Below are 20,779 nucleotides of genomic sequence, written 5' to 3'. Positions count from 1 at the left end.
CCATCGCCGCTCCCCGGCCACGGGAAATTGTCGGCGGGGGCGCTCACACTGCAGGCATGACGGTCACACAACAGGGGGGACCAGATCATCTGTCGGAGGACGACCTGCCGGACATGGCGGACGTCGAGTCTCCGCAGTGGGCGCGACACTACGGCACGATGGCGGGGCTGGGCTTCCTCACGGTCGCGCGGCGGCTGCCCCGGCTGATCCGGCAGGCCCTGGGCATCGCCTGGGAGGCGAGTCCCCGCGACACCGTCGCCACGGTCACGCTGAGCACACTCGGCGGCGTCTTCACCGCCTTCGGCCTGCTCGCCACGACGGGTGTGCTGACCGCGCTCTTCCAGGCGGGCCCCACCCCGGAGCGGGTCAGGGCCGCGCTGCCCAGCCTGCTGCTCGTGGGCCTGGCCGCAACCGCGCGCACGGCCCTGCAGGCGGGGTCCGGTTGGGCCCAGTCCCGGCTCGAACCCCAGGTCACCCGGGCCACGGAGGAGCGCCTCTACACGCTGACCAGCCGGGTCGACCTCGTCTGCTTCGACGACCCCGAGTTCCACGACGCGCTGCAGCGGGCCCGCATGCGCGGCATGCAGATGGCCGAGATGATCGTGAGCACGACCATCGACACGCTGTCGGGCCTGGTCGGCATCGTGGCCGCGGCGGGCGTGCTGGGCGTGCTGCATCCCGTGCTGCTGCCCCTGCTCCTGCTCGCGGTCGTCCCCGACGCCTGGGCGGCCGTCCGGACCGCCAGGATGCGCTACACGACCGCCCTGGTGCTCGTCCCGGCCAGACGGCGCAAGTGGATCATCGAGGAACTCCTGGCGGACAAGGACACGGCGGCCGAGGTCCGCACGTTCACCATGCGCGGCTTCCTGCTGCGGATGTTCGACGCGATCGCCCGGAGCGAGCAGCGCGTCATGCTCGACCTCGCGCGGCGGCAGACCGTCGCCCGCGTCCTCGGCGAGGCGCTGGGCGGCCTGGGGCAGGGCGCTGTCTACGTCGCGCTCGGTCTGCTGCTCGCGGCCGGGGCGGTGCCCCTCGCGGTGGCCGGCACCGCGGTGCTGGCCATCCGGTCCGGGCAGACGTCGCTGTCGAACTTCATGTACGCGACGAACCGGCTCTACGAGGAGGGCCTCTACTTCACCGATTTCCTCGACTTCATCGCGCACGCCGAGGGCCGCATCCCGCCCGCCCGCGACCGGACGGCCCCCGACGACTTCGGCCGCATCACGGTCGAGGACGTCACCTTCTCCTATCCCGCGGCGCCGTCGCCCGCCCTGCGCGGGGTGTCGGTCCGCATCGAGCGCGGGGAGGTCGTGGCCCTCGTCGGGGAGAACGGCTCGGGCAAGACGACCCTCGCCAAGATCCTCGCCGGGCTGTACGAGCCGGACGGCGGCCGCGTCCGGTGGGACGACGCCGACCTGTCCGAGGTCGATCCGGACAGCCTGCGCCGCAGGATCGCGGTCATCGCCCAGGACCACACCCGGTGGCCGCTGACCGCCCGCCACAACATCACGATGGGCATGGAGAAGGGCGAGGCCGAGGTGGCCCGCGCCGCCGAGGTCGCCGGCGCCGACCAGGTCATCGCCGAGCTCCCGTACGGCTACCGCACGCTGCTCGACCGCCGGTTCAAGAACGGCCACGAACTGTCGGGCGGGCAGTGGCAACGGATCGCGGTGGCCCGCGGCTTCTACCGCGACGCACCCCTGCTGATCTGCGACGAGCCGACGGCCGCCCTCGACGCCAGGGCCGAGCACGCGTTGTTCGAGCGGATCCGGCAGCACGCCGACGGCCGGACCGTGCTGCTCATCACCCACCGCCTCGCCAGCGTCCGCTACGCCGACCGCATCTACGTGCTCGACCACGGAAAGGTCCGCGAGCACGGCACACACGAGGAACTGATCGCCCTCGACGGCCTCTACGCCGACCTCTACAACCTCCAGGCCGAGGCGTACCGCACGGCCTGAGCCGCGTGCCCGGCCCGCTCACGAGCGGGCCGGGCACGCGTGCGGCTCAGGAGGCCTGCTCGCAGTCGGGGAGCATGTCGCGCATGGTCCGCACGTCCTTGTAGTACTGGATCTTCCGCTGGATCGCGCCCTGCTTCTGGCGCAGGTCGGCGACCTGGGCCTCGACCTTCCGGTCGTGCTCCTCCAGCAGCGCGATCCTGGCCTCGACGGTGTGCTCGCCCTGCCGTACGAGCTGGGCGAAGCGCAGCATCTCCGCGATCGGCATGCCGGTGTCGCGCAGGCAGCGGATCATGCCGAGCCAGCTCACGTCGTCCTCGGTGAACCGCCGCTGGCCCGCCGCGTTACGGCCGACCGGCTCCAGCAGCCCGATCCGTTCGTAGTACCGAAGGGTGTCGAGGCTGAAACCGGTCTCCTCGACGACCTGTCCAGGTGTGTACACGGCCACGTCATTGATCCTGTCACACCGGATGAGCCGTCCCTGTAGGCGTTTCGCAAGCGGACCGCAACTCGCCGATTTATAACGGGTTCTGCCACGTACGATCCGGCGCCCGCGTCTCCCCGGGGAGCGTCCGGGCGGTGTCCCTGATGGAGCCAGTGAGAAATGCCCGGCATCCCCCGCTCAGTCGCCGGTTTGGCGACCCTTTCCGCCGCGGTGCTGCTGTCGATCCCGATGGCCCCGGCCGCCGCGGCGACGCCGAGCGACCGCCTCCCCTGCCGCCCCGGCAGCGGCCCGCATCTCGCCGGCCGGGATCTCACCCGGATGACGCTGCCCGCCGACCTGTCCTGCGCGGACCTCCGGGGCGCCAAGCTGGACGGCCTGACCGTGCGCAGCCCGCTCGTCGGGGCCGATCTGACCGGCGCCTCGCTCAAGGGGGCCCACCTCGGGTACGCCCAGATGGCCGGGGCCAGGCTCCGCAAGGCCGACCTGTCCGAGGCCGAGCTGTTCTACGCGGACCTGCGCGGCAGCGACCTGCGCGAGGCGACGATGGACGACTCCTCGCCCTACTACGCGCACTTCGAGGGGGCCGACCTGAGCGGGGCCACGATGGCGCGGGCCAAGGCCTACGACGCGCAGTTCGACGACGCGAAGCTGGTCGGCGTCGATCTGACCGACGCCGCCGCCTACGAGGCGGACATGCGCCGGGCCGACCTCGGACGGGTCAAGGCGGCCAAGGCCAGGCTCTACGGCTCCACGCTGATCAGGACCGTCCTGCGGCAGGCGGATCTCAGCGGCGCGCAGTTGTACGGGTCGGTGATGACCGGCGCGGACTTCCGGGGGGCCGACCTCACCGGGGCCGACCTGCGGGACGTCAGGGACGCCCGGCTGGCCGGGAGCAGGGGTGTGCCCAGGTTCCTGCCCGCGCCGGACCCGTCGTGCGAGCCCGGCAGCGGTCAGGACTACCGGGGCTGGGACCTGACCGCGGTCACGGACTTTCCCGACGACCTGAGCTGCGCCGACCTGACCGGCGCCAAGCTGGACGGCGTCGACCTGACGGGGGTCAAGCTGAACCGGGCGATCCTCCGTGACGTCTCCGCCGCCGGGACAAGCCTCCGCTCCGTCAAGGGCGCGGACCTGCGGGGCGCGCGGCTGCGGCGCGCCAAGCTCGGCAGCGCCGACCTCGCGGGGGCCGACCTGTCTCGCGCCGACCTGTCGGACGCGGCGCTCGGCAGTGCCAACCTCACGCAGGCCAAGCTGGCCGGCGCCGACCTCCGCGACGCGGAGCTGAGCAGCGTCACGGCCGACCAGGCCGACTTCACCGGCGCCAGGATGGACCGGGCGTACCTCCACAGCGGCAAGTATCGGGACACGGTCTTCCGCAAGGCCACCTTGACCGACGCCGATCTGAGCGACGCCGAACTGCGGGGCGCCACCTTTGAAGGCGCCGAGGTCACCGGCCTGAAGGAGGACTTCGCCAAGGACCTCGACCTGTCGGGGTCCTCCAGCCGGCTGTCCGTGGGCTGGCTGGTCTTCTTCGGCATCGCCGGCCTGGTCGTCTTCTGGATCGTCGCCGGGCTGATCACGGCGAGGGTGCGGCGGCGGAGAGTCGCCAGGGAGCGGGCCGCCGCAACAGCGGTCCGGTTCGAGGACGCCAGACGCGCCCAGGAGGAGAACGTGACCCGGCTGGGCGAGGAGATCGACAGCATGACGGACAGGACCGGCGAGGTGGACTGGAACGCGGTCCTGGACGCCTACGACGCGGCGAAGGAGGCGCTGGCGAGCGCCCACGACATGAGCGACCTGACGGACGTCGAGACCATCGTGGCGCGCGGCCGTAAGGCCCTCACCCGCCGCCGGTGAGAGCCGCTTGTGCTGGAGTGCGCTCCAGGCGGCAAGGTGGTCGGCATGAGAATCGCTCTGGGAACGATCCCCTTCGGGACCACCGTGGACGAGGCGACCTCGTTCGCCATCCTCGACCGCTTCGTCGAAGGCGGCGGAACGATCCTCGACACGGCCAACAACTATCCGTTCTGGCAGGAGGGCGCGACCGGCGACGAGAGCGAGGCCACCATCGGCCGATGGCTCGCCTCCCGGCGCAACCGCGACAAGGTGGTGATCAGCACCAAGTGCGGCGCCCGCCCGTCCGTGCCCGGCGCCCGTACGCTCGACGCCGCCGAAGGCCTGTCCGCCGGTGTTGTCCGGGCCGCGATCGAGGGCAGCCTGCGGCGTCTCGGCACCGATCACGTGGACGTGTACTGGGCCCACATCGACGACAGGTCCACGCCGCTGGAGGAGACGGTCGCCGCCTTCGACGAACTGGTGCTCGCCGGCAAGGCCAAGGAGGTGGGCGCGAGCAACCACGCGGTGTGGCGGCTGGAGCGGGCCCGCTCACTGGCGGCGGCCCGTGGCGGCACCCGGTACGGCCACGTGCAGCTACGCCACTCCTACCTCTGCCCCCGCCCCGGCGTACGGCTGCCCGAGGGCGGGCACACCCTGGTCACCGAGGAACTGCTCGACTACGTGCGCTCCGAGGGCGACCTGACGCTGTGGGTCTACACCTCGCTGCTGGCGGGCGCGTACGCCGGCAAGCCGCTGCCCGAGCACTACGACCACCCGGGCACCACCAGGCGGCTGGCCGTGCTGGACGAGGTCGCGGGCGAGCTCGGCGCGACACGCAACCAGGTCGTGCTCGCCTGGCTGCGGGCGCAGGACATCATCCCGATCGTCGGCGTCAGCTCGATCGCCCAGCTCGAAGAGCTCCTGGTCGACGTCAAGCTCGGCGACGAGCAGATCGCCCGCCTCGACGCCCCCGCCTGACCCCGCCTGACCCCCACCTGACCTCCGGCGCTCCTGGCGGTGGCACCACCCCACATCCGCCGCCGGGGCACGCCTCCCACACTCAGCGGCCTCGCCCATCCGTCCGCCTCGGATGTCCGGTCCCCGCATGCGTGATGCCATCATGATTCACCGAGCGGGCGGGGCACTTCGGGCACGTCACCAGAGAAGGGCCCCTGCAGCCGGCGAGCGAGTTCCGGGGCGCTCCACACCACCGCAGTGGAGCGCCAGGAGGTCAGGAATACATGCCCTCCGGGCTGCGCTATCCGGTCGCCGCCGCCTTCGCCGTGCTCCGGCTGGCGATGTACGGCATGGGCGCGTGGGTCGTCATGTCACGGCCACCTCGATGAGGCGGGCGGCCATCGCTAGAGTTCGAGCAGGCTGTCGATGCCGGCTTTGATCTGGTCCTCCGTCACACCGCATTCGACCGTGAGGTGCTCGAACAGGCTCGGCACGAACGGCGCGAGCAGCAAGTGGGCCAGGACCGCTGGGTCCGAGTCTGGTCTCATCTCACGCAGCAGCATGGACACATGCGTGTGCATGGTGAGGTAGGCGCCGCTCTGGTAGCGGGCTCCCGGTGAGGCGCTCTCCGCCGCCCGCATGATCGCGCCCTGCTCGATGATCCGGTCCGCGACCGTGTGGAGGAAGGCGCGCAGCCGCTCGGCGGGTGGGGCGCCGGGGCCGAGGGGCGGTGGACCGGACATGAAAGCGTGCTGGAAACGCTGCTCACCGTCATCCAGCACCGCGAACAGGAGGCGGCTCACGTCACCGAACCGCCGATAGACGGTGCCGACACCCATCCCCGCGGCGTGCGCCACCGCGTTCATGGTGACGGCTTCCGGGCCCTGCTCCGCTATGAGGCGAGCGGTCGCGTCGAGGATCTTCCGCCGATTCCGGGCGGCGTCCGCACGCTCCGGCAGCGCCTGTCCGGTGACGGGAAGCTCAGTGCGGGGCATGCTCCCGAGGCTACCCGACCAGAGATCTACCTCCAGAGGTTGCAAAACGGATATCTATCCGATTTACTTCGAGGCGAACCGGATAACTATCCGATTTGGCGGTCATACGCGCATCGCTTCGGAGGAGACGTCATCATGAGTGCCAAGATCGCGATCATCTACTACTCGGCCACCGGCAACGTCCACCAGCTCGCCACCGCGGTCGCCGAGGGTGCGGAGAAGGCCGGCGCCGACGTCCGGCTGCGCCGCGTCCCCGAACTCGCTCCGGACTCCGCCATCGACGCCAACCCGGCCTGGCGCGAACACATCGAGGCCGCCAAAGACGTCGAGGTCGCCACGCTGGACGATCTGATCTGGGCGGACGCCTACGCCTTCGGCTCGCCGACCCGCTTCGGCAACATCGCCTCACAGCTCAAGCAGTTCATCGACACCACGGGCGGCATCTGGCAGCAGGGCGTCATGGCCAACAAGCCCGCCACCGGTTTCGCCAGCGCTCACAACGCCCACGGCGGCAACGAGTCGACGATCCTTGCGCTCTACAACACCTTCCACCACTGGGGTTCGATCATCGTCTCGCCCGGCTACACCGACCCGGTGGTGTACCCCGCGGGCGGCAACCCGTACGGCACCGCCCACCCGGGCGGCGCGGGCGCCCCGTCCGAGGAGACTCTCGCAGCCGCCCGCTACCAGGGCGAACGCCTGGCGGACATCACGACCCGCCTCCTGGCCGGCCGAGCTGCTTGAATGGCGGAATGCTGCACGTGCTGGTCGTCTCCTACACCGGCTCCGAGAAAGAAGCCGCCCCCTTCGTCCGGGATCACGTCGGCTATCTCGAACGACACCACGCGGACGGCGTCTTCCTGGTCTCGGGGCAGACGGTGCCCTCGTCACAGGGCGGGGCCATCGTGGCGTGCGGCGTGGATCGCGAGACCATCGAGCGGGTCAGCGCCGAGGATCCGTTCGTCGTGAACGGCATCGCGACCTACTCGATCACGACGATCGAGCCGGGGCGGGTTCATCCGGCTCTGGCAGAGCTACTGAGCGCCACAGCGGCGTCGCGAGACTGACCCTGTCCCCAGCGCGGGGCCCGGGTTGCCACACCATGGTGCCGAGTGGAGACCCCCAAAGGGGATGACGGCAATCCTTGGCGGGGCCGCCTGCCGCCTGCCGCGTGCCGCGTGACGACGGGTCTGCCGCATGACGGTGCAAAGCTCCCAGTTCAATCGTCAGCGGGCCAAGGCGGGACTTCATCAACGAGAAAAACGCAGCGAACAGAAATGAGCGGGAACAGCGCAAGTTCCCGGTCCTCTGGGGTCGCGCATGTCACCGAGTTACGATAATTCGCAAGCTATACCCGAACTTGCTACTTATCTTTACTATGGCGGGATTTGGTCGTAATCTTTGCGCTGGAGTTGTCGCGTTCCGCCGACCGCGCTGGAGTTCGCCACCTCATGGCCTCACCGTCATCAGCGTCAGACTCGTCACCAGCGCCCTCACTGGCTCCGCACCCCTCGTTGATTCCCGAGCCCCCTCCCGCCACACGGCAGCCGAGCGGCACCCCGCCCACCGCCACGCCCTCCGCTCAGCCCCAGACGTCACCGATCGCCGGCATCAGTGACGGCTATTCCGGCATCGATCCCGCCGCGATGGACGACTTCGAACACGGACTCGGCCGTGCGGAAGACGCGCTCGGCCGCAACGAGCAGATCATCGACCGGACGCTGCGGCAGCTGAACCTGGACACGTCAGGCTTGGGCGCCCTCCGTGAAATGAGGAACTGGCTGACGGCCAGCCGCCCGGACCTGCGACGCCGCAGCGAGACGATCCGCGCTCAAGAAAGCGAGTGGAGTGCCGGAGCCGGCGTCCCCGGCGGCCTGAACCACTTCGACGAGACCCTGTACGGCAAGGCAGCCCATAACCCTGATGTCTACGCAGCCGTGACCACGGTGACCCAGGCCGCCGAAAAGGGCGAGATCGACGAAAAGACGCTGAAGGCGCTGGAGAAGCGAAAGGGCGACCCCGCCTTCGCCGCCGGTTTGATGAACGCTCTTGGCGCGGTCGGTTTCCGCGAACTGATGGCGAAGACCGTCGACCACGGCGACGATCGTAAGGTGACGCGGTTGCAGGCCGCCCTCGGCGCCGCGCTGGGCACGGCGAGTTCCCGGCTGAGCCCGGCCTGGCGCGACCAGCTCACTCCCCCGGCCACCGCCAATCCGAAAGAGGCATACGCGGTCGCGCTCGCGCTGAAGAACGGCAAGGCGGACACGTCATTCCTGGTGGCGGCCGCAAGGAAACTGGACGCCTGGGACCGCGCCCGGAGCAAGCTGCCCGCTTCCTCGCCGGACGTCATGGTGCCGCTGATGGAGGCGCTCAGTGAGAATGCGGCCGCCGCTCAGGACTTCTTCGCCAAGGACGCCACGGCGCTCAAGCACTTCCTGACCGAGCGTTACACACAAGACGGCGGTAAGGCGCTGGGCAAGGCGTTGGAGGCCGCGATGCTCACCTTCCGCGATCACGACGGCTCACCGGACCAGCCGTCCCGCGGCTACCTGTCGGCCCTGCTCGCCTCCGAGTTCGTCCACCTGCAGGCCCAGCGAATCGACGCCGGCGATCCTCCCGAATCACTCGTCCCCGCGCCCACAACCGGCCGCATCCTCGCCGGTTACATCATCGACATCAACCGCGTCGCTCAAAGCGGAGCCGGCACGAGTGTTCCCGCGGTATGGGGAGCCGACAATCCAAGCATCCCTCAGCAGGATCCCTGGGGCGCCCAGTTCGACTTGAAGGAACTGCGCCAGGTAATGCAGGAGGCATTCGTCGACTCATCGGCGTTCGCCCCGGTTGTAGCCGCGCAGACCGCCTTCAGCAGCCTGGCAATCGATTACGGGGCCGCAGAGAAGACAGCCGGACATGGCGACCATGTTCTCATGACGAATGCGAAGCGAATAGGGGCGGGTTTCGCCCTTATCACCGATGCCGCCGGCCTGGCAAAAATAGAAGAAGGTGCAGAACTGGACAAGACGCAGCAGCGGAACGTCAAGGTTCTTACCGCCATGGTGAACACAGGACTAGCCATACCGCAGTCAGGAACTTGGCCGGTCACCAATGGCGTCGTGGGGGCATGGACCGGAATGATCGAAGACAGCATCGAAGGAGAAGCGGAAAGCAAGGCTCGCAGCGACGCCAACGTCGCTGTAAACGAAACTCGCACTCTGCTGCACGACCTGACCGCACAGGCGATGCTGAAGCATGGGCTGTTCGGAACGGCCGCATCCCCCGCCAACACCCACCCATGGGCCTCGTTGGAAGGACTGAGCAAGGGTGGCGATCCTCGCGCCAATCCCAACAACTTTCTGGAAGATGACGGCCAAACGCTAATGAGCAGGAACGAGATGATCAGCAAAGGCGCGACCAACGGCATCGGGAAAGACCAGAGGTTGCAGGCGTATGAGCGATGGCTGCACGAGGGCCCAGCAGGGAAGACATGGCAGGAGGTTGAGGACCGATTGGATTTGGGCTTTAAAAGCGGCTTCTCTCAGTACCAGCCATGAGGGCGATCAGGCTCGCGATACTGGCGCTGTCGGCTACGGCGCTGGCGACGACCGCATGTCAATCCGAACACGAACCCACGAATCACACACCACTGCCTGCCCTGGCCGCCCCTCCCTATATCTGCGATTACATTCCTCTGCGGGCAGTGGAGTTGATGACAGGACTTCACAGTCCGGTGGCACGTGGTTTCTTCGACCTGTCGATCTCCGATGGGATCGGTGACGGGAGTTGCGCGGTGTATCAGCGAAACGGGAAACAGTTGAAGGTGCTGCTGGTCGACCTTTCGCCGAGCGGATTCCCGGAGGAGGTCGAGGAGAACATCCGGCTTGGTGCTTCACCACTACCGGAGATCGTTCCCGGGTCGATCGGCTCCTACTTCGAGCCCCCTGATAGCAAGGACAACGAGGCGTCCGCCCTGCTTGTGCGAGGCAAGGCAGCGCTCAGCATCCGCCTGGAGGTGGGAGCTGAAGACCGGGACAATATGGCGGATGTGGTGGCGTTGATGAAGCTGATCGCGCCCAAGCTGATCACTGACGCGAGCGCTCCCTCGAAGAGTCCCTCTCCTGCACCGACCAAGGGGTGACACTCGTGGCTCAACTGGTGACCAACCCGCTGCATACGGCCCTGCAGAACGCTCTGCGGACGGTCGAACCCCTGATCGATGAGATCGAGCAGCGCGTCGAGGGGCCGTACCTGCACTTTCATAACGGGACGGTGTGGACGGGTCCGGCGGCCAGGCGCTTCGACGAAGAGTTCACCCAGCACCGCTCCCGCGTCCGTACCGCGAGCGACAGGATCCTGTCCGACCTGCGCCAGGCGCTGGCCCGCACGCCGCCAGAGGTGACAGAGGAAGAGGCGAAGACGATCAGAGTCAGATACGGCCTGCTCTGACAACATCCACCGGCCATCCCACCTCAACCCAACAATGACCTCGCTGGCGATCGCAGGGCCTGCGGCTTGCCGCTTGAGTGCAAGGTCAAGCCCTGCTGCTCGCGGATGCGAGCGTAAGGATTTCGCGTAGCTCGCCGACGGCGGGCCGGTCCTGCTGGTCACGTGGTGCGGCGTGCAGGACCATGCGCCCGGTCTGGATGATGTGGTGGCTTCGGTAGGCGGGGGCGAGCCGGTCGATCACCGTTGCCGCCTGGCGCATCCCTTGGTCCACGCCGCCCTGAGCGACCGTGCACAGCGCCTCGTGCAGGCAGACGTTCGCGTTGTACTGATAATCCCGCGTGAGTCGGAGTACGTCCTCGCGTGCGCGGTCCGCCTCGGGCTCGTTGCCCGCTCCGGCGTGGACCCAGCTCTCCGCGAAATGGATCTGGTTGGGCTTCCAGAAGCCGAAGGAGTCGGCGGTGACACCCGCCGAGGCCAGTCTCAGCAGTTCGTCCAGCGCCCTACGCGCCTCGTCGTGCCGGCCGAGCACCGTCAGGGCCTTGGCTCGGGTGGTCAGGAGGTCCACGCTGGGTCCTCCGGCGATGCGCTCGGCGCTCTCGACGAGGCTGAGAACGGTCTCCGGGTCGCGCTGGCCGTACAGACCGTGGCCGGCCTCCTCGCCGCGCACCAGCAACCGCAGTCGTAGATCCCCGGAGGCGTCGGCGGCCTGGCGGGCCGTACGCCACCAGCGCAGGGCGGCGCCGTGCTCGCCGAGCCGGGTCAGCGCGTTGGCGTGAACGGACGCGAGCGCCGCCGTGACCCGGTGCAACTCGGTCGCGTCATCCGGCGTCGAGGTCTCCATCTGGTGCCGCACGGCCATCAGATCGATGAGCAGATCCGCCGCCACCTGGGCCGGAGGCCGGGTACGCAGTGCATGCAGGTGGTCGGCGCAGGCGAGGTGCCAGTCCTCGACGCTTCGAGGTTCGCCGTTCATCGCGAGGTCGAGCAGACGGCGTACCGGCTCGTCGGCAGCGGCACCGCCGAGCGCCCCCATACCGAGACTCGCGATCGCCAGTTGCAGCAGGCGACGACGCTCCATGGATTCACCTTTGCCCTGGTCCGGCATTGTTGGTTCGGCGCGGAGCCGATTCAATTCGGTCACCGCCCGGTGCAGCGCGATCAGGAATCCGTCCGCACCGAAAAATCCGTCGAGGCGGCGTACCGAATCGACATGAGGCAGGCATTCCCCGCGTTCCCATCGGGCAATCCGTGACCAATCGGTAAGGATCTGCTCTCCCACCCTGGTCAGGGGCACATCACCCCGCATCCGGCGCAACGCCGCACCGAACAGGTGCAGCGGGGACGCACCGGGATCCACCGGATTCGGCCTACGCGACATGCCCCTCCCCGACGCTCCCGAAGAATTGGCGATATTGGCTCTGCTGTTCGGCCAGCTCAAAACCCTCAATCGACCTGTGATCCCGCCTCAGTATGAACGGGAAACGGCACTTCAGCCGCGAAAACAGCGGGACCCGCAGGCGACTGCACCGCCGTACGGGTCCCTTGATCAGGATCGGAGGTCCTGACCCGATGACAAACGATAGAGGCACGGTCTTCGCGGGTTGGCGCATCATGCGAAGCGACGCCGGCCGATTCTGGGCGACCCGCGAGCGCCCCTTTCCCCAGAAGGCCGAAGAGGCCGGAGCCCTGCGTACGGTCGACGCCGACGACCTGCAGGAACTGTGCCGGGTCATGGCGGAGCAGGAGAGCCTGGCCGACACCACGGCGGTGACGCCGTGATCCTCGCGCTCCTAGGCCATCGAGCATGCCCGCCCTGGTGCATCGAGGCCCACACCGGCGAGCGGCCGGGCGTACGCATCCACAACAGTTGGCTCCACTCGATCGAGTTGAGCAGGCACCCGAGGTTCGCCGACGGTCAGCTACCGCAGTTATGGCTCGATCTGGCGCTCACCCACGCGACGACAGCCCGCTCGTCCATCTCCAACTGGACGACCTCCCCGTCGCCACGCTGACGGCCGCCGAGGCGTTCGGCCTCCACCTCATCGGCCTTGCGGCCGTAGCCGCCATGGAAACCCCACCCACCGCCGCCTGACCACGGCACCGCGACCTGCCTGCCTGCCATAAGCCCCCCCAAACGGCAGGCAGGTCCGGCCTTGCCGAAGCTGCTGCACCCGAAGCGGAAGCCCAATATCCTGAGCAACGCGTGACCCGCTCGGAGTCACGAAGTGAAGCCGGGTTAACCTCCGCAGGTGGTGGCCCGGCTTTCGCGTGCCTAGGCCAGGTGGTCGGAGAGGTAGCGGCGGACGAGGCGTTTGCATTCGGCGATCAGGTCGGGGTCGCCGCCGGGGTGGGCGCGGAAGGCCAGTTTGAGCACGGCGTCGGCGGCCTCGACGGCGACCACGAAGGCGCGGGACAGGCCGTCGCCCGGCGCCACGCCGAGCAGGTCCACAAGGAGAGAACGCAACCGGTCGGCGACGACCACGTTGTTCTCCAGCGCCTCGTCGAGCATCCGCTGGGTGCCGGGAAGGGCGGGCCCGCCGGGAGCGGAGAGGACCTCGCCGAAGTCCACCACGCCGAAGCCGGGCGTGGTCCGCTTCATGCGGACGAACTCGTCGACGACCAGGTCCACGGCGTCGGTCCAGTCGGACAGCGGCGCGGCGGCCAGCCGGGACGCGATCCGGTCCAGGTACGCCTCCAGGTTCCGCAGCGCGAGCGCGCGGACCAGGCTCTGCTTGTCGGTGAAGAACTGGTAGAAGGTCCCGATCGGCACCTCGGCCCGGCGGGCGACCTCCTTGGTGGTCAGGGCGGCGTACCCCACCTCGTCGAGCAGCAGGGCGCACTCGTCCAGCATGCGCTCGACCCGCTCCTGACTGCGGCGCTGTGCGGGCCGTCGGCGCAACGCTCCCCCTGTGGTCATTCAGCCATTCTCTCCCGCTTTTCACACAACCGGGTTAACATGAGTTCTCCTCATATTAGCGGAGAGAGGCGGCATCATGTTCCTCTGGGGTACGGCCACCGCGTCCTACCAGATCGAAGGAGCGGTCACCGAGGACGGCAGAGGGCCCTCCGTCTGGGACACCTTCTCCCACACGCCCGGCAAGGTCCGGGACGGGCACACCGGCGACGTGGCCTGTGACCACTACCACCGTTACGCCGAGGACGTGGCGTTGATGGCCGGCCTCGGCGTCAACGCCTACCGCTTCTCCATCGCCTGGCCGCGCGTGATGCCCACGGGCGCCGGCCCGGTCAACCAGGCCGGGCTCGATTTCTACGACCGCCTCGTGGACGCACTGCGCGAGCAGGGCATCACTCCGGTGCCGACGCTCTTCCACTGGGACCTGCCGCAGGCGCTGGAGGACAGGGGCGGCTGGCTCAACCGTGACACCTCCCGCCGTTTCGCCGACTACGCCGCCGTCGTGGCCGAGCGGCTGGCCGACCGCGTACGCATGTGGATCACGCTCAACGAGCCGTTCGTCCACATGGTGGAGGGATACGGCCTGGGCATACACGCCCCGGGCAGGGCGCTCATGTTCGACGCGCTGCCGGTGGCCCATCACCAGTTGCTCGGGCACGGCCTGGCCACGCAGGCGCTGCGGGCGGCAGGCGCGGAGCAGGTGCTGATCACCAACAACTGCACCCCGGTCTGGCCCGCCTCGGACTCCCCCGAGGACCTGGCCGCCGCCGAGACGTACGACATCCTGCACAACCGGCTGTTCAACGACCCGGTCCTCACCGGCGCCTACCCCGACCTGACGGCGTTCGGCGTCGAAATCCCCGTGAAGCCCGGCGACCTGGAGACGATCGCCCAGCCGCTCGACGGCCTGGGGATCAACTACTACAACCCCACCCGGATCGGCGGCCCCGGCGGGGACGGCCTGCCGTTCCGGTTCGAGGAGATCACGGGCGTTCCCACCACCGCCTTCGGCTGGCCCGTCGTCCCCGACGGCCTGCGCGAACTGCTCGACGCCCTCAAGGCCCGGTACGGCGACGCGCTGCCGCCCGTCTACATCACCGAGAACGGCTGCTCGTACGACGGCCTGGACGACCAGGAGCGGATCGCCTACCTCGACGGCCACATCACGGCGATGCGGCAGGCGGATGTGGACCTGCGGGGCTACTTCGTCTGGTCGCTGCTGGACAACTTCGAGTGGGCCGAGGGCTACCACCAGCGGTTCGGCCTGGTCCACGTCGACTTCGAGACCCAGCAGCGCACCCCGAAGGCGTCCTACCACTGGCTGCGGAAGTTCCTGGAGGCTCAGAGCACCGACACGTGAACATGGTCGTAGTGGTTGGCGGTGATGCCGCCGCGGTCGGACATCATCCGCCACCCCGCGCCGGTGCGCATGTCGTAGAAGCGCTGCTGCCAGATGATGTACATGATCCCGTACTCGCTCGCGTGCTGGATGCACCACTGAGCCAGGGCGTCACCGCGCTCCTTCGACGCGGCGTCCGGCATGCGGCCGCCGCTGCTCATCATGAAGTCGCAGGCCCGGCCCTTGCCGTGCTCACCCGGATCGCCGGGCCGCAGGCAGCCGACGCCGAAGGGCATCGGGAACTGCGACATGATGGCGTTGCGCGTCGAGATCATGCGCTGGGTCAGGCCGCTGCCGGCGTCGGGCGCCTGGAAGCCGTACTTCTTCATCAGCCGCTCGACCTCGCCGCGCCTCGACTTGAGCTCCTTGATGTGGGCCTGCAGCTTGTCGATCTCGTCGGCGGCCGCGGCGGCCGCCTTCTTCTGCTTGGCGACGAGGTCCTTGACGCTGTTGAGCCGCTCGGTCCTGGCGGTGCCCAGGTAGGCCAGCATCGCCAGTGAGCTCGGGTCGGCCGACAGGGAGAAGAGCCGGGAGGCGTCCGCGCCGCCACTCATGTACGAGGTCTGGGCGAACGCGGCCACCTGGCGCTGGGCCGCGAGCAGGTCCACCTTCAGCTTCCTGACCCTGCCGGACGCCTTCTGCGCGGCCCTCTTCGCGTCCTCCAGGCTGAGGATCTCGCCGCGGTACTCCTTCTGGAGCGCGGCGGCCTCCTGGGTGAGCTTGCGGAGCTTGGCCTGCGGGTTCGGCTCGGCCTCCGCCGTGAGCGCACCCGAGACGGACGGTGCGACGAGCAGCGCGGTGGTGACCACCGCCAGTCTGGCCCAGCGTCCCGACCGCACGCGACCTCCACTCGGATTCGGCCTGAAACTATAGAAGACGATCTTTACGTCTGCTACCGGAACAGGTGAAACTCTTGGGTCTAAAGCGGACAGCCGCCGGATTCCCCGCGCTGTGACCAATTCGAGACTTACGCGTCGCCTTACCGCACTTGAACGCGATTTGACCCAGGCAGAGATTCGGGAGATCGTCACCCCCCACGAAGGGCTCACCGATGTCCCGACGAGAGATCGTCTCGACTCTGGCCGCCGCGGCTCTCGGCGCGGCGCTCCTGCTGCCGGTCTCCCCGGCGCAGGCCGGCCAGGGCGACCCGCTCCCCCCAAAGGACCAAGCCGACCTCTACCAGCTCGACAGCGCGCCCGGCACCTCGGGCACGCTGACCCAGAAGGGCTTCGACGTCGTCCAGCGGCACCCCGCGGGCGACAAGGAGCACGTCGAACTGACGGCGACCCCCGCCGAGCTCAAGAAGCTCCAGATCCTCGGCTACCGGCCGCAGCCGGTGCGCAACCCCCAGGGCCAGACGCAGTTGGAGGCCGCCAAGGCGCAGGCGGCCGGCGGATACACCGTCTGGAAGTCCTACTCGGAGAAGGGCGGGATCGCCGACCAGCTCCGATCCATCGCGGACGCCAACAAGGACATCGCGAAGCTGGAGACGATCGGCAAGACCCTCCAGGGGAAGGACATCCTCGCGCTGAAGCTGACGAAGCTGGCCCGGGTGCTGCCCGACGGCGTCAAGCCCGCGGTGCTCTACTCGGCCACCCAGCACGCCCGTGAGTGGATCGCGACCGAGGTCGACATGCGGCTGCTGAAGTATCTGGTGGCCAACAAGGGCAAATCCGACATCGGCCGGCTGCTGACCACCACCGAGGTGTGGTTCGTCCCGGTCGCCAACCCCGACGGCTACGACTTCACCTTCACCGAGGGCAACCGGCTCTGGCGCAAGAACCTCCGCGACAACGACGGCGACGGCCAGATCACGGGCAACGACGGCGTCGACCTCAACCGCAACTTCCCCACCCGGTGGGGGTACGACGAAGAGGGCTCGTCCAGCGTCTTCAGCAGCGAGACCTACCGCGGCACCGGCCCGATGTCGGAGCCCGAGACCCGGGCCATGGACGGCCTGCTCAAGCGGCTGCGCTTCAAGGCACAGGTCAACTACCACTCCTTCGGCCCGCTGCTGCTGTATCCCGAGGGCTGGCAGGTCGCCACGAAGACCGCGGACGACCCCGTCTACCTGGCGCTGACCGGCACCGACGAGAACCCGGCCGTTCCCGGCTTCGACCCCGGGGTCGGCGCCGAGCTCTACACCACCAACGGCGAGACCACCGACCACGCGCACAAGGCGTACGGCACGCTCGCGTGGACGCCGGAGCTGGAAGAGGGATGCGACGGCTGCGGCTTCGTCTTCCCCGACGACGAGGCGCTGGTGCAGGCCGAGTTCGAGAAACAGCTGCCCTTCGCGCTCGACGTCGTGAAGTCCGCGCTCGACCCGAGCGAGCCGGTCAGCCACCTCGGCAACACCGTGCCCGACTTCGTCGTGGACGCGTTCGACGTCAGCTACGGCACCGACCAGGTCGTGCAGGTGGACGCCAAGCGCAAGCTGGGGCCGGTGTTCCTCGACTACCAGATCAACGGCGGCCGCACCAAGATCGCCCCCACCTCCGAGTGGAAGGGCGGCGAGCGGTACGGCGACGGCTACGACACCTACTTCCACCAGCTCAGAGGCACGGTCAAGGGCGCGAAACCCGGCGACACGGTGAAGGTGTGGTTCCACTCGCTCACGAAGAAGAGCGAGGAGTTCACCTACAAGGTCGCCACGGACATCGGCGGCAAGGTCCTGATCGTCGCGGCGGAGGACGTCACGGGCATCAGCCCGGCCCAGGGCGTCACGGAGGCGAAGTACGCCGACGACTACGCCAAGGCGCTCGCGGAGGCCGGCTACTCCTCCGACGTGTACGACGTGGACAAGAACGGCCGCAAGGCGCCCCATCCGCTCGGGGTCCTCAGCCACTACAAGGCCGTCGTCTGGGAGACCGGCGACGACATCATCCCCCGTGCGTCCGGGCAGCCCGGCGGCAGCGCCGCCAATCTGGCCGAGGCCCTGGAGCTGGCGTTCCGCGACTACCTCAACGAGGGCGGCAAGCTGCTCGCCACCGGCAAGTACGCGCTGTACGCCCAGAACACGAACGGCTCCTACTGGTATGAGCCGGACTACCCGGCGCAACCCGAGTGCACGACCCTGAGCAAGCCGCCGTGCCTCTCGCTGAGCAACGACTTCGTGCAGTACTACCTGGGCGCCTACACCTACGTGGAGGGCGGCGGCCAGGACGGCGACGGGAACACGTTGCCGCTGCGGGGCGCCGGCGGCGCGTTCGCCGGCTTCACCGGCACGCTCAACGGCGGCGACTCGCCCGGGAACCAGAACCGCACCTCCTCGTTCGTCACGACCTCCTCGGTCCTGCCGGCCGACCGGTTCCCGCAGTTCGCCAGCTCGGCCCCGCTGAAGTGGCAGTACGGCGCGGGAGCGCCGTTCAGCCCGCACACCGGCGCCTGGGACGTGCAGAGCGGCCAGGCGGACGTGTCCTACAAGCGCCTGACGAGGACGATCGACCTCACCGGCAAGACGAGCGGCGAGCTGTCGTTCTGGACGTCGTACAACACCGAGCCCAACTGGGACTTCCTGACCGTCGAGGCGCACACGGCGGGCCAGGACGACTGGACGACGCTGCCCGACGCCAACGGGCACACCTCGCAGGAGGCGGGCGACAGCTGCGCCGCCGGCTGGGTGGACATCCACCCGTTCACCGCCCACTACCAGACGTACGACGGCGCGTCGTCCTGCACCGCCACCGGCACGACCGGTGCGTGGCACGCGGCCTCCGGCTCGTCGAACGGCTGGCAGCAGTGGTCGGTCGACCTGACGGCGTACGCGGGCAAGAAGGTCGAGGTGTCGATCTCCTACATCAGCGACTGGGGCACCCAGGGCCTCGGCGTGTGGCTCGACGACATGACCGTCAGGGCCGACGGCGCGACCGTCGCGGAGACCTCGTTCGAGGACGACCTGGGCGGCTGGACCGTCGCCGGGCCGCCTCCCGGGTCGGGGACCGCGCTGAACGACTGGGCGCGCAGCGACCGGTCGCTCGACGACGGCGCGGGCATCACCACGAAGGACACGGTCTACTTCGGCTTCGGCGCGGAGGGCGCGACGACGCAGGCCATGCGGACGGACCTGGTCCGGCGGGCGATGACCCACCTGCTCGGGCGGGCGCTTCCGTAGGGCCCCCGAATCCGAGCCGCACCGTCCGGCCCGCGCCACCCGGCGCGGGCCGGACCCCCGGCAGCGCGGGCTCTTGCCAAGGCAGAGCAGAACATGGTTCGGTCTCACTGTGTGCGCGAAGGCGCGCCCGATCAGGAGGCAGGCATGCTGCAGCACGAGACGCTGTTCATCGGGGGCGACTGGGTGGCCCCCGCGGGCACGGGCACGATCGAGGTGATCTCCCCTCACAGCGAGGAGGTCGTCGGCCGGGTGCCGGACGGCACCGCCGCCGACATGGACCGGGCCGTCGCGGCCGCCAGGGACGCCTTCGACAACGGGCCCTGGCCGCGGATGACGATGGCCGAGCGCGCGGCGATCGTGGGACGGCTGGCGGAGATCTACGAGGCGCGCCAGGCCGAGATGGCCGAGACCATCACCACGGAGATGGGCTCTCCGATCACGTTCTCCCAGCTCGCCCAGGCGCCGCAGCCGCTGGGCATGCTCAAGTACTACGCTGGCCTCGGCGCGACGTTCCCCGTCGAGGAGGAGCGGCCCGGCCTGTTCGGCCCGGTGATCGTCCGCCGCGAGCCGGTCGGCGTCGTGGCGGCCGTCGTCCCCTGGAACGTCCCCCAGTTCGTCTCCATGACCAAGCTGGCCCCGGCGCTCGTCGCGGGCTGCACCGTGGTGCTCAAGCCGGCCCCCGAGACGCCGCTCGACTCCTACCTGCTCGCCGAGATGATCAAGGACGCCGGCATCCCGGCCGGGGTCGTCAACATCGTCGCGGCCGGCCGCGAGGCGGGCGAGCACCTGGTCTCCCACCCGGGCGTCGACAAGGTGGCCTTCACCGGCTCGACCGCCGCCGGTCGCAGGATCGCGTCGATCTGCGGCGAACAGCTCAAGCGCTGCACGCTCGAACTCGGCGGCAAGTCGGCGGCGATCATCCTGGACGACTGCGACCTGCCCTCCGCCATGGGCTTCCTGTCGATGGCCTCGCTGATGAACAACGGCCAGGCGTGCGTCGCGCAGACCCGCATCCTCGCCTCCCGCAACCGGTACGACGAGGTCGTCCAGGCCGTCGCCGAGATGGTGACGAGCCAGCGGGTGGGCGACCCCGCCGACCCGGCCACCGGGATCGGGCCGCTGGTGGCCAGGCGGCAGCAGGAGCGGGTCGAGGGCTATATCAGGTCGGGCATCGAGGAGGGCGCCAAGCCGGTCGTCGGCGGCCTCGACCGGCCGTACGACCGGGGCTGGTACGTCGCCCCGACCGTCTTCGCCGGGGCCACCAACGACATGCGCATCGCCCGTGAGGAGATCTTCGGCCCGGTGCTGACGGTGATCCCGTACGAGGACGAGGCGGACGCGGTGCGGATCGCCAACGACAGCGACTACGGCCTGTCGGGCTCGGTCTGGACCGCCGACACCGACCACGGGATGGACGTCGCCCGCCGGGTGCGCACCGGCACGTACGGCGTCAACATGATGCACACGCTCGACCCGAACACGCCGTTCGGCGGCTTCAAGGCCAGCGGCCTCGGCCGGGAGCTCGGACCCGAGGGCCTGTCGGCCTACCTGGAGACCAAGTCGATCGCCCGCCTGGGCTGAACCCGTGGCCGAACGCGTCCCGGCGGAACGCGTGGGCTGAACACGTGGGCGGAACGCGTCCCTCCGGCCCGGTACGGCGTGCGTGCCGTACCGGGCCGGTGAAACCGCCCAGCGCGCCCCCGCGACGCTGGGCCACA

The 20,779-nt window shown here is 69.1% G+C and carries 18 protein-coding genes; 13 read left to right on the top strand and 5 right to left on the bottom strand.

What is annotated here, in order from left to right:
• Nucleotides 1–56 precede the first annotated feature (56 nt).
• Entirely contained in the window at nt 57–1,961 is a 1,905-nt protein-coding gene (locus tag ABZ857_RS14435; protein ID WP_357042850.1) for an ABC transporter ATP-binding protein, read from the top strand.
• A gap of 46 nt (nt 1,962–2,007) precedes the next feature.
• Here the strand turns inward: ABZ857_RS14435 and ABZ857_RS14430 are convergent, their stop codons facing one another.
• A complete protein-coding gene (locus ABZ857_RS14430) occupies nt 2,008–2,406 on the bottom strand; it encodes a MerR family transcriptional regulator (protein WP_357042847.1) in 399 nt (132 codons plus the stop codon).
• 186 nt (nt 2,407–2,592) lie between these two features.
• Here ABZ857_RS14430 and ABZ857_RS14425 point away from each other — a divergent pair, with 186 nt between their 5' ends.
• Entirely contained in the window at nt 2,593–4,260 is a 1,668-nt protein-coding gene (locus ABZ857_RS14425; protein WP_357042844.1) for a pentapeptide repeat-containing protein, read from the top strand.
• 45 nt (nt 4,261–4,305) lie between these two features.
• Nucleotides 4,306–5,217 carry an aldo/keto reductase gene (locus ABZ857_RS14420; protein ID WP_357042841.1) on the top strand — a complete coding sequence of 304 codons (912 nt, stop codon included), beginning with the start codon at nt 4,306–4,308 and terminating at the stop codon, nt 5,215–5,217.
• Between the two features lie 383 nt (nt 5,218–5,600).
• Here the strand turns inward: ABZ857_RS14420 and ABZ857_RS14415 are convergent, their stop codons facing one another.
• Nucleotides 5,601–6,191, bottom strand: a complete 591-nt coding sequence (locus ABZ857_RS14415; protein ID WP_357042838.1) for a helix-turn-helix domain-containing protein — start codon at nt 6,189–6,191, stop codon at nt 5,601–5,603.
• A gap of 135 nt (nt 6,192–6,326) precedes the next feature.
• Between ABZ857_RS14415 and wrbA the strand changes: the two genes are divergently transcribed.
• The 5 genes from wrbA (at nt 6,327) to ABZ857_RS14390 (ending at nt 10,634) form a co-directional block, all read left to right on the top strand.
• Nucleotides 6,327–6,935 carry an NAD(P)H:quinone oxidoreductase gene (gene wrbA, locus ABZ857_RS14410; RefSeq protein ID WP_357042835.1) on the top strand — a complete coding sequence of 203 codons (609 nt, stop codon included), beginning with the start codon at nt 6,327–6,329 and terminating at the stop codon, nt 6,933–6,935.
• An 8-nt stretch (nt 6,936–6,943) separates the two neighbouring features.
• On the top strand, nt 6,944–7,258 hold the full coding sequence (locus ABZ857_RS14405; protein ID WP_357042832.1) for a YciI family protein: 315 nt from the start codon (nt 6,944–6,946) through the stop codon (nt 7,256–7,258).
• A gap of 447 nt (nt 7,259–7,705) precedes the next feature.
• Complete coding sequence (locus ABZ857_RS14400; protein WP_357042828.1) at nt 7,706–9,742, top strand: hypothetical protein; 2,037 nt, start codon at nt 7,706–7,708, stop codon at nt 9,740–9,742.
• A complete protein-coding gene (locus tag ABZ857_RS14395; RefSeq protein ID WP_357042825.1) occupies nt 9,739–10,326 on the top strand; it encodes a hypothetical protein in 588 nt (195 codons plus the stop codon). The genes ABZ857_RS14400 and ABZ857_RS14395 overlap by 4 nt, the downstream gene beginning before the upstream one ends.
• Nucleotides 10,327–10,331: 5 nt before the next feature.
• On the top strand, nt 10,332–10,634 hold the full coding sequence (locus ABZ857_RS14390) for a hypothetical protein (RefSeq protein WP_357042822.1): 303 nt from the start codon (nt 10,332–10,334) through the stop codon (nt 10,632–10,634).
• 85 nt (nt 10,635–10,719) lie between these two features.
• On the opposite strand, the gene ABZ857_RS14385 is transcribed toward ABZ857_RS14390, so the two are convergent.
• Nucleotides 10,720–11,712, bottom strand: a complete 993-nt coding sequence (locus ABZ857_RS14385) for a hypothetical protein (RefSeq protein ID WP_357042819.1) — start codon at nt 11,710–11,712, stop codon at nt 10,720–10,722.
• Between the two features lie 491 nt (nt 11,713–12,203).
• Between ABZ857_RS14385 and ABZ857_RS14380 the strand changes: the two genes are divergently transcribed.
• Nucleotides 12,204–12,413, top strand: coding sequence for a hypothetical protein (locus ABZ857_RS14380; protein WP_357042816.1), 210 nt, complete (start codon nt 12,204–12,206; stop codon nt 12,411–12,413).
• 151 nt (nt 12,414–12,564) lie between these two features.
• Entirely contained in the window at nt 12,565–12,726 is a 162-nt protein-coding gene (locus tag ABZ857_RS14375) for a hypothetical protein (RefSeq protein ID WP_357042813.1), read from the top strand.
• A gap of 180 nt (nt 12,727–12,906) precedes the next feature.
• On the opposite strand, the gene ABZ857_RS14370 is transcribed toward ABZ857_RS14375, so the two are convergent.
• Nucleotides 12,907–13,551, bottom strand: a complete 645-nt coding sequence (locus ABZ857_RS14370; RefSeq protein WP_357042810.1) for a TetR family transcriptional regulator — start codon at nt 13,549–13,551, stop codon at nt 12,907–12,909.
• 76 nt (nt 13,552–13,627) lie between these two features.
• Between ABZ857_RS14370 and ABZ857_RS14365 the strand changes: the two genes are divergently transcribed.
• A complete protein-coding gene (locus ABZ857_RS14365) occupies nt 13,628–14,908 on the top strand; it encodes a GH1 family beta-glucosidase (RefSeq protein WP_357042807.1) in 1,281 nt (426 codons plus the stop codon).
• Here ABZ857_RS14365 and ABZ857_RS14360 read toward each other — a convergent pair.
• Entirely contained in the window at nt 14,890–15,786 is an 897-nt protein-coding gene (locus tag ABZ857_RS14360; protein WP_357042803.1) for a hypothetical protein, read from the bottom strand. The two genes, ABZ857_RS14365 and ABZ857_RS14360, sit on opposite strands and share 19 nt — an antisense overlap.
• Nucleotides 15,787–15,998: 212 nt before the next feature.
• On the opposite strand from ABZ857_RS14360, the gene ABZ857_RS14355 reads away from it, so the two are divergent.
• Nucleotides 15,999–19,061 (top strand): M14 family zinc carboxypeptidase, encoded by a 3,063-nt coding sequence (locus ABZ857_RS14355; RefSeq protein WP_357042800.1) that lies wholly within the window; start codon nt 15,999–16,001, stop codon nt 19,059–19,061.
• A gap of 144 nt (nt 19,062–19,205) precedes the next feature.
• Nucleotides 19,206–20,642: an aldehyde dehydrogenase gene (locus ABZ857_RS14350; RefSeq protein ID WP_357042797.1), complete on the top strand. Its 1,437-nt coding sequence runs from the start codon at nt 19,206–19,208 to the stop codon at nt 20,640–20,642.
• Nucleotides 20,643–20,779 lie beyond the last annotated feature (137 nt).

This window comes from Microbispora sp. NPDC046933 (assembly GCF_040644635.1).
GTDB lineage: Bacteria > Actinomycetota > Actinomycetes > Streptosporangiales > Streptosporangiaceae > Microbispora.
Note: the sequence above shows the minus strand (reverse complement) of the source record. Positions and strands in the feature narration are given on the sequence as shown.

Excerpts from the sequence above, each read along its gene's own strand:
- ABZ857_RS14435 (WP_357042850.1), top strand. The coding sequence starts at position 57 with ATGACGGTCACACAACAGGGGGGACCAGATCATCTGTCGGAGGACGAC.
- ABZ857_RS14420 (WP_357042841.1), top strand. The coding sequence starts at position 4,306 with ATGAGAATCGCTCTGGGAACGATCCCCTTCGGGACCACCGTGGACGAG.
- ABZ857_RS14415 (WP_357042838.1), bottom strand. The coding sequence starts at position 6,191 with ATGCCCCGCACTGAGCTTCCCGTCACCGGACAGGCGCTGCCGGAGCGT.
- wrbA (WP_357042835.1), top strand. The coding sequence starts at position 6,327 with ATGAGTGCCAAGATCGCGATCATCTACTACTCGGCCACCGGCAACGTC.
- ABZ857_RS14405 (WP_357042832.1), top strand. The coding sequence starts at position 6,944 with ATGCTGCACGTGCTGGTCGTCTCCTACACCGGCTCCGAGAAAGAAGCC.
- ABZ857_RS14395 (WP_357042825.1), top strand. The coding sequence starts at position 9,739 with ATGAGGGCGATCAGGCTCGCGATACTGGCGCTGTCGGCTACGGCGCTG.
- ABZ857_RS14385 (WP_357042819.1), bottom strand. The coding sequence starts at position 11,712 with ATGGAGCGTCGTCGCCTGCTGCAACTGGCGATCGCGAGTCTCGGTATG.
- ABZ857_RS14380 (WP_357042816.1), top strand. The coding sequence starts at position 12,204 with ATGACAAACGATAGAGGCACGGTCTTCGCGGGTTGGCGCATCATGCGA.
- ABZ857_RS14375 (WP_357042813.1), top strand. The coding sequence starts at position 12,565 with ATGGCTCGATCTGGCGCTCACCCACGCGACGACAGCCCGCTCGTCCAT.
- ABZ857_RS14370 (WP_357042810.1), bottom strand. The coding sequence starts at position 13,551 with ATGACCACAGGGGGAGCGTTGCGCCGACGGCCCGCACAGCGCCGCAGT.
- ABZ857_RS14365 (WP_357042807.1), top strand. The coding sequence starts at position 13,628 with ATGTTCCTCTGGGGTACGGCCACCGCGTCCTACCAGATCGAAGGAGCG.
- ABZ857_RS14355 (WP_357042800.1), top strand. The coding sequence starts at position 15,999 with ATGTCCCGACGAGAGATCGTCTCGACTCTGGCCGCCGCGGCTCTCGGC.
- ABZ857_RS14350 (WP_357042797.1), top strand. The coding sequence starts at position 19,206 with ATGCTGCAGCACGAGACGCTGTTCATCGGGGGCGACTGGGTGGCCCCC.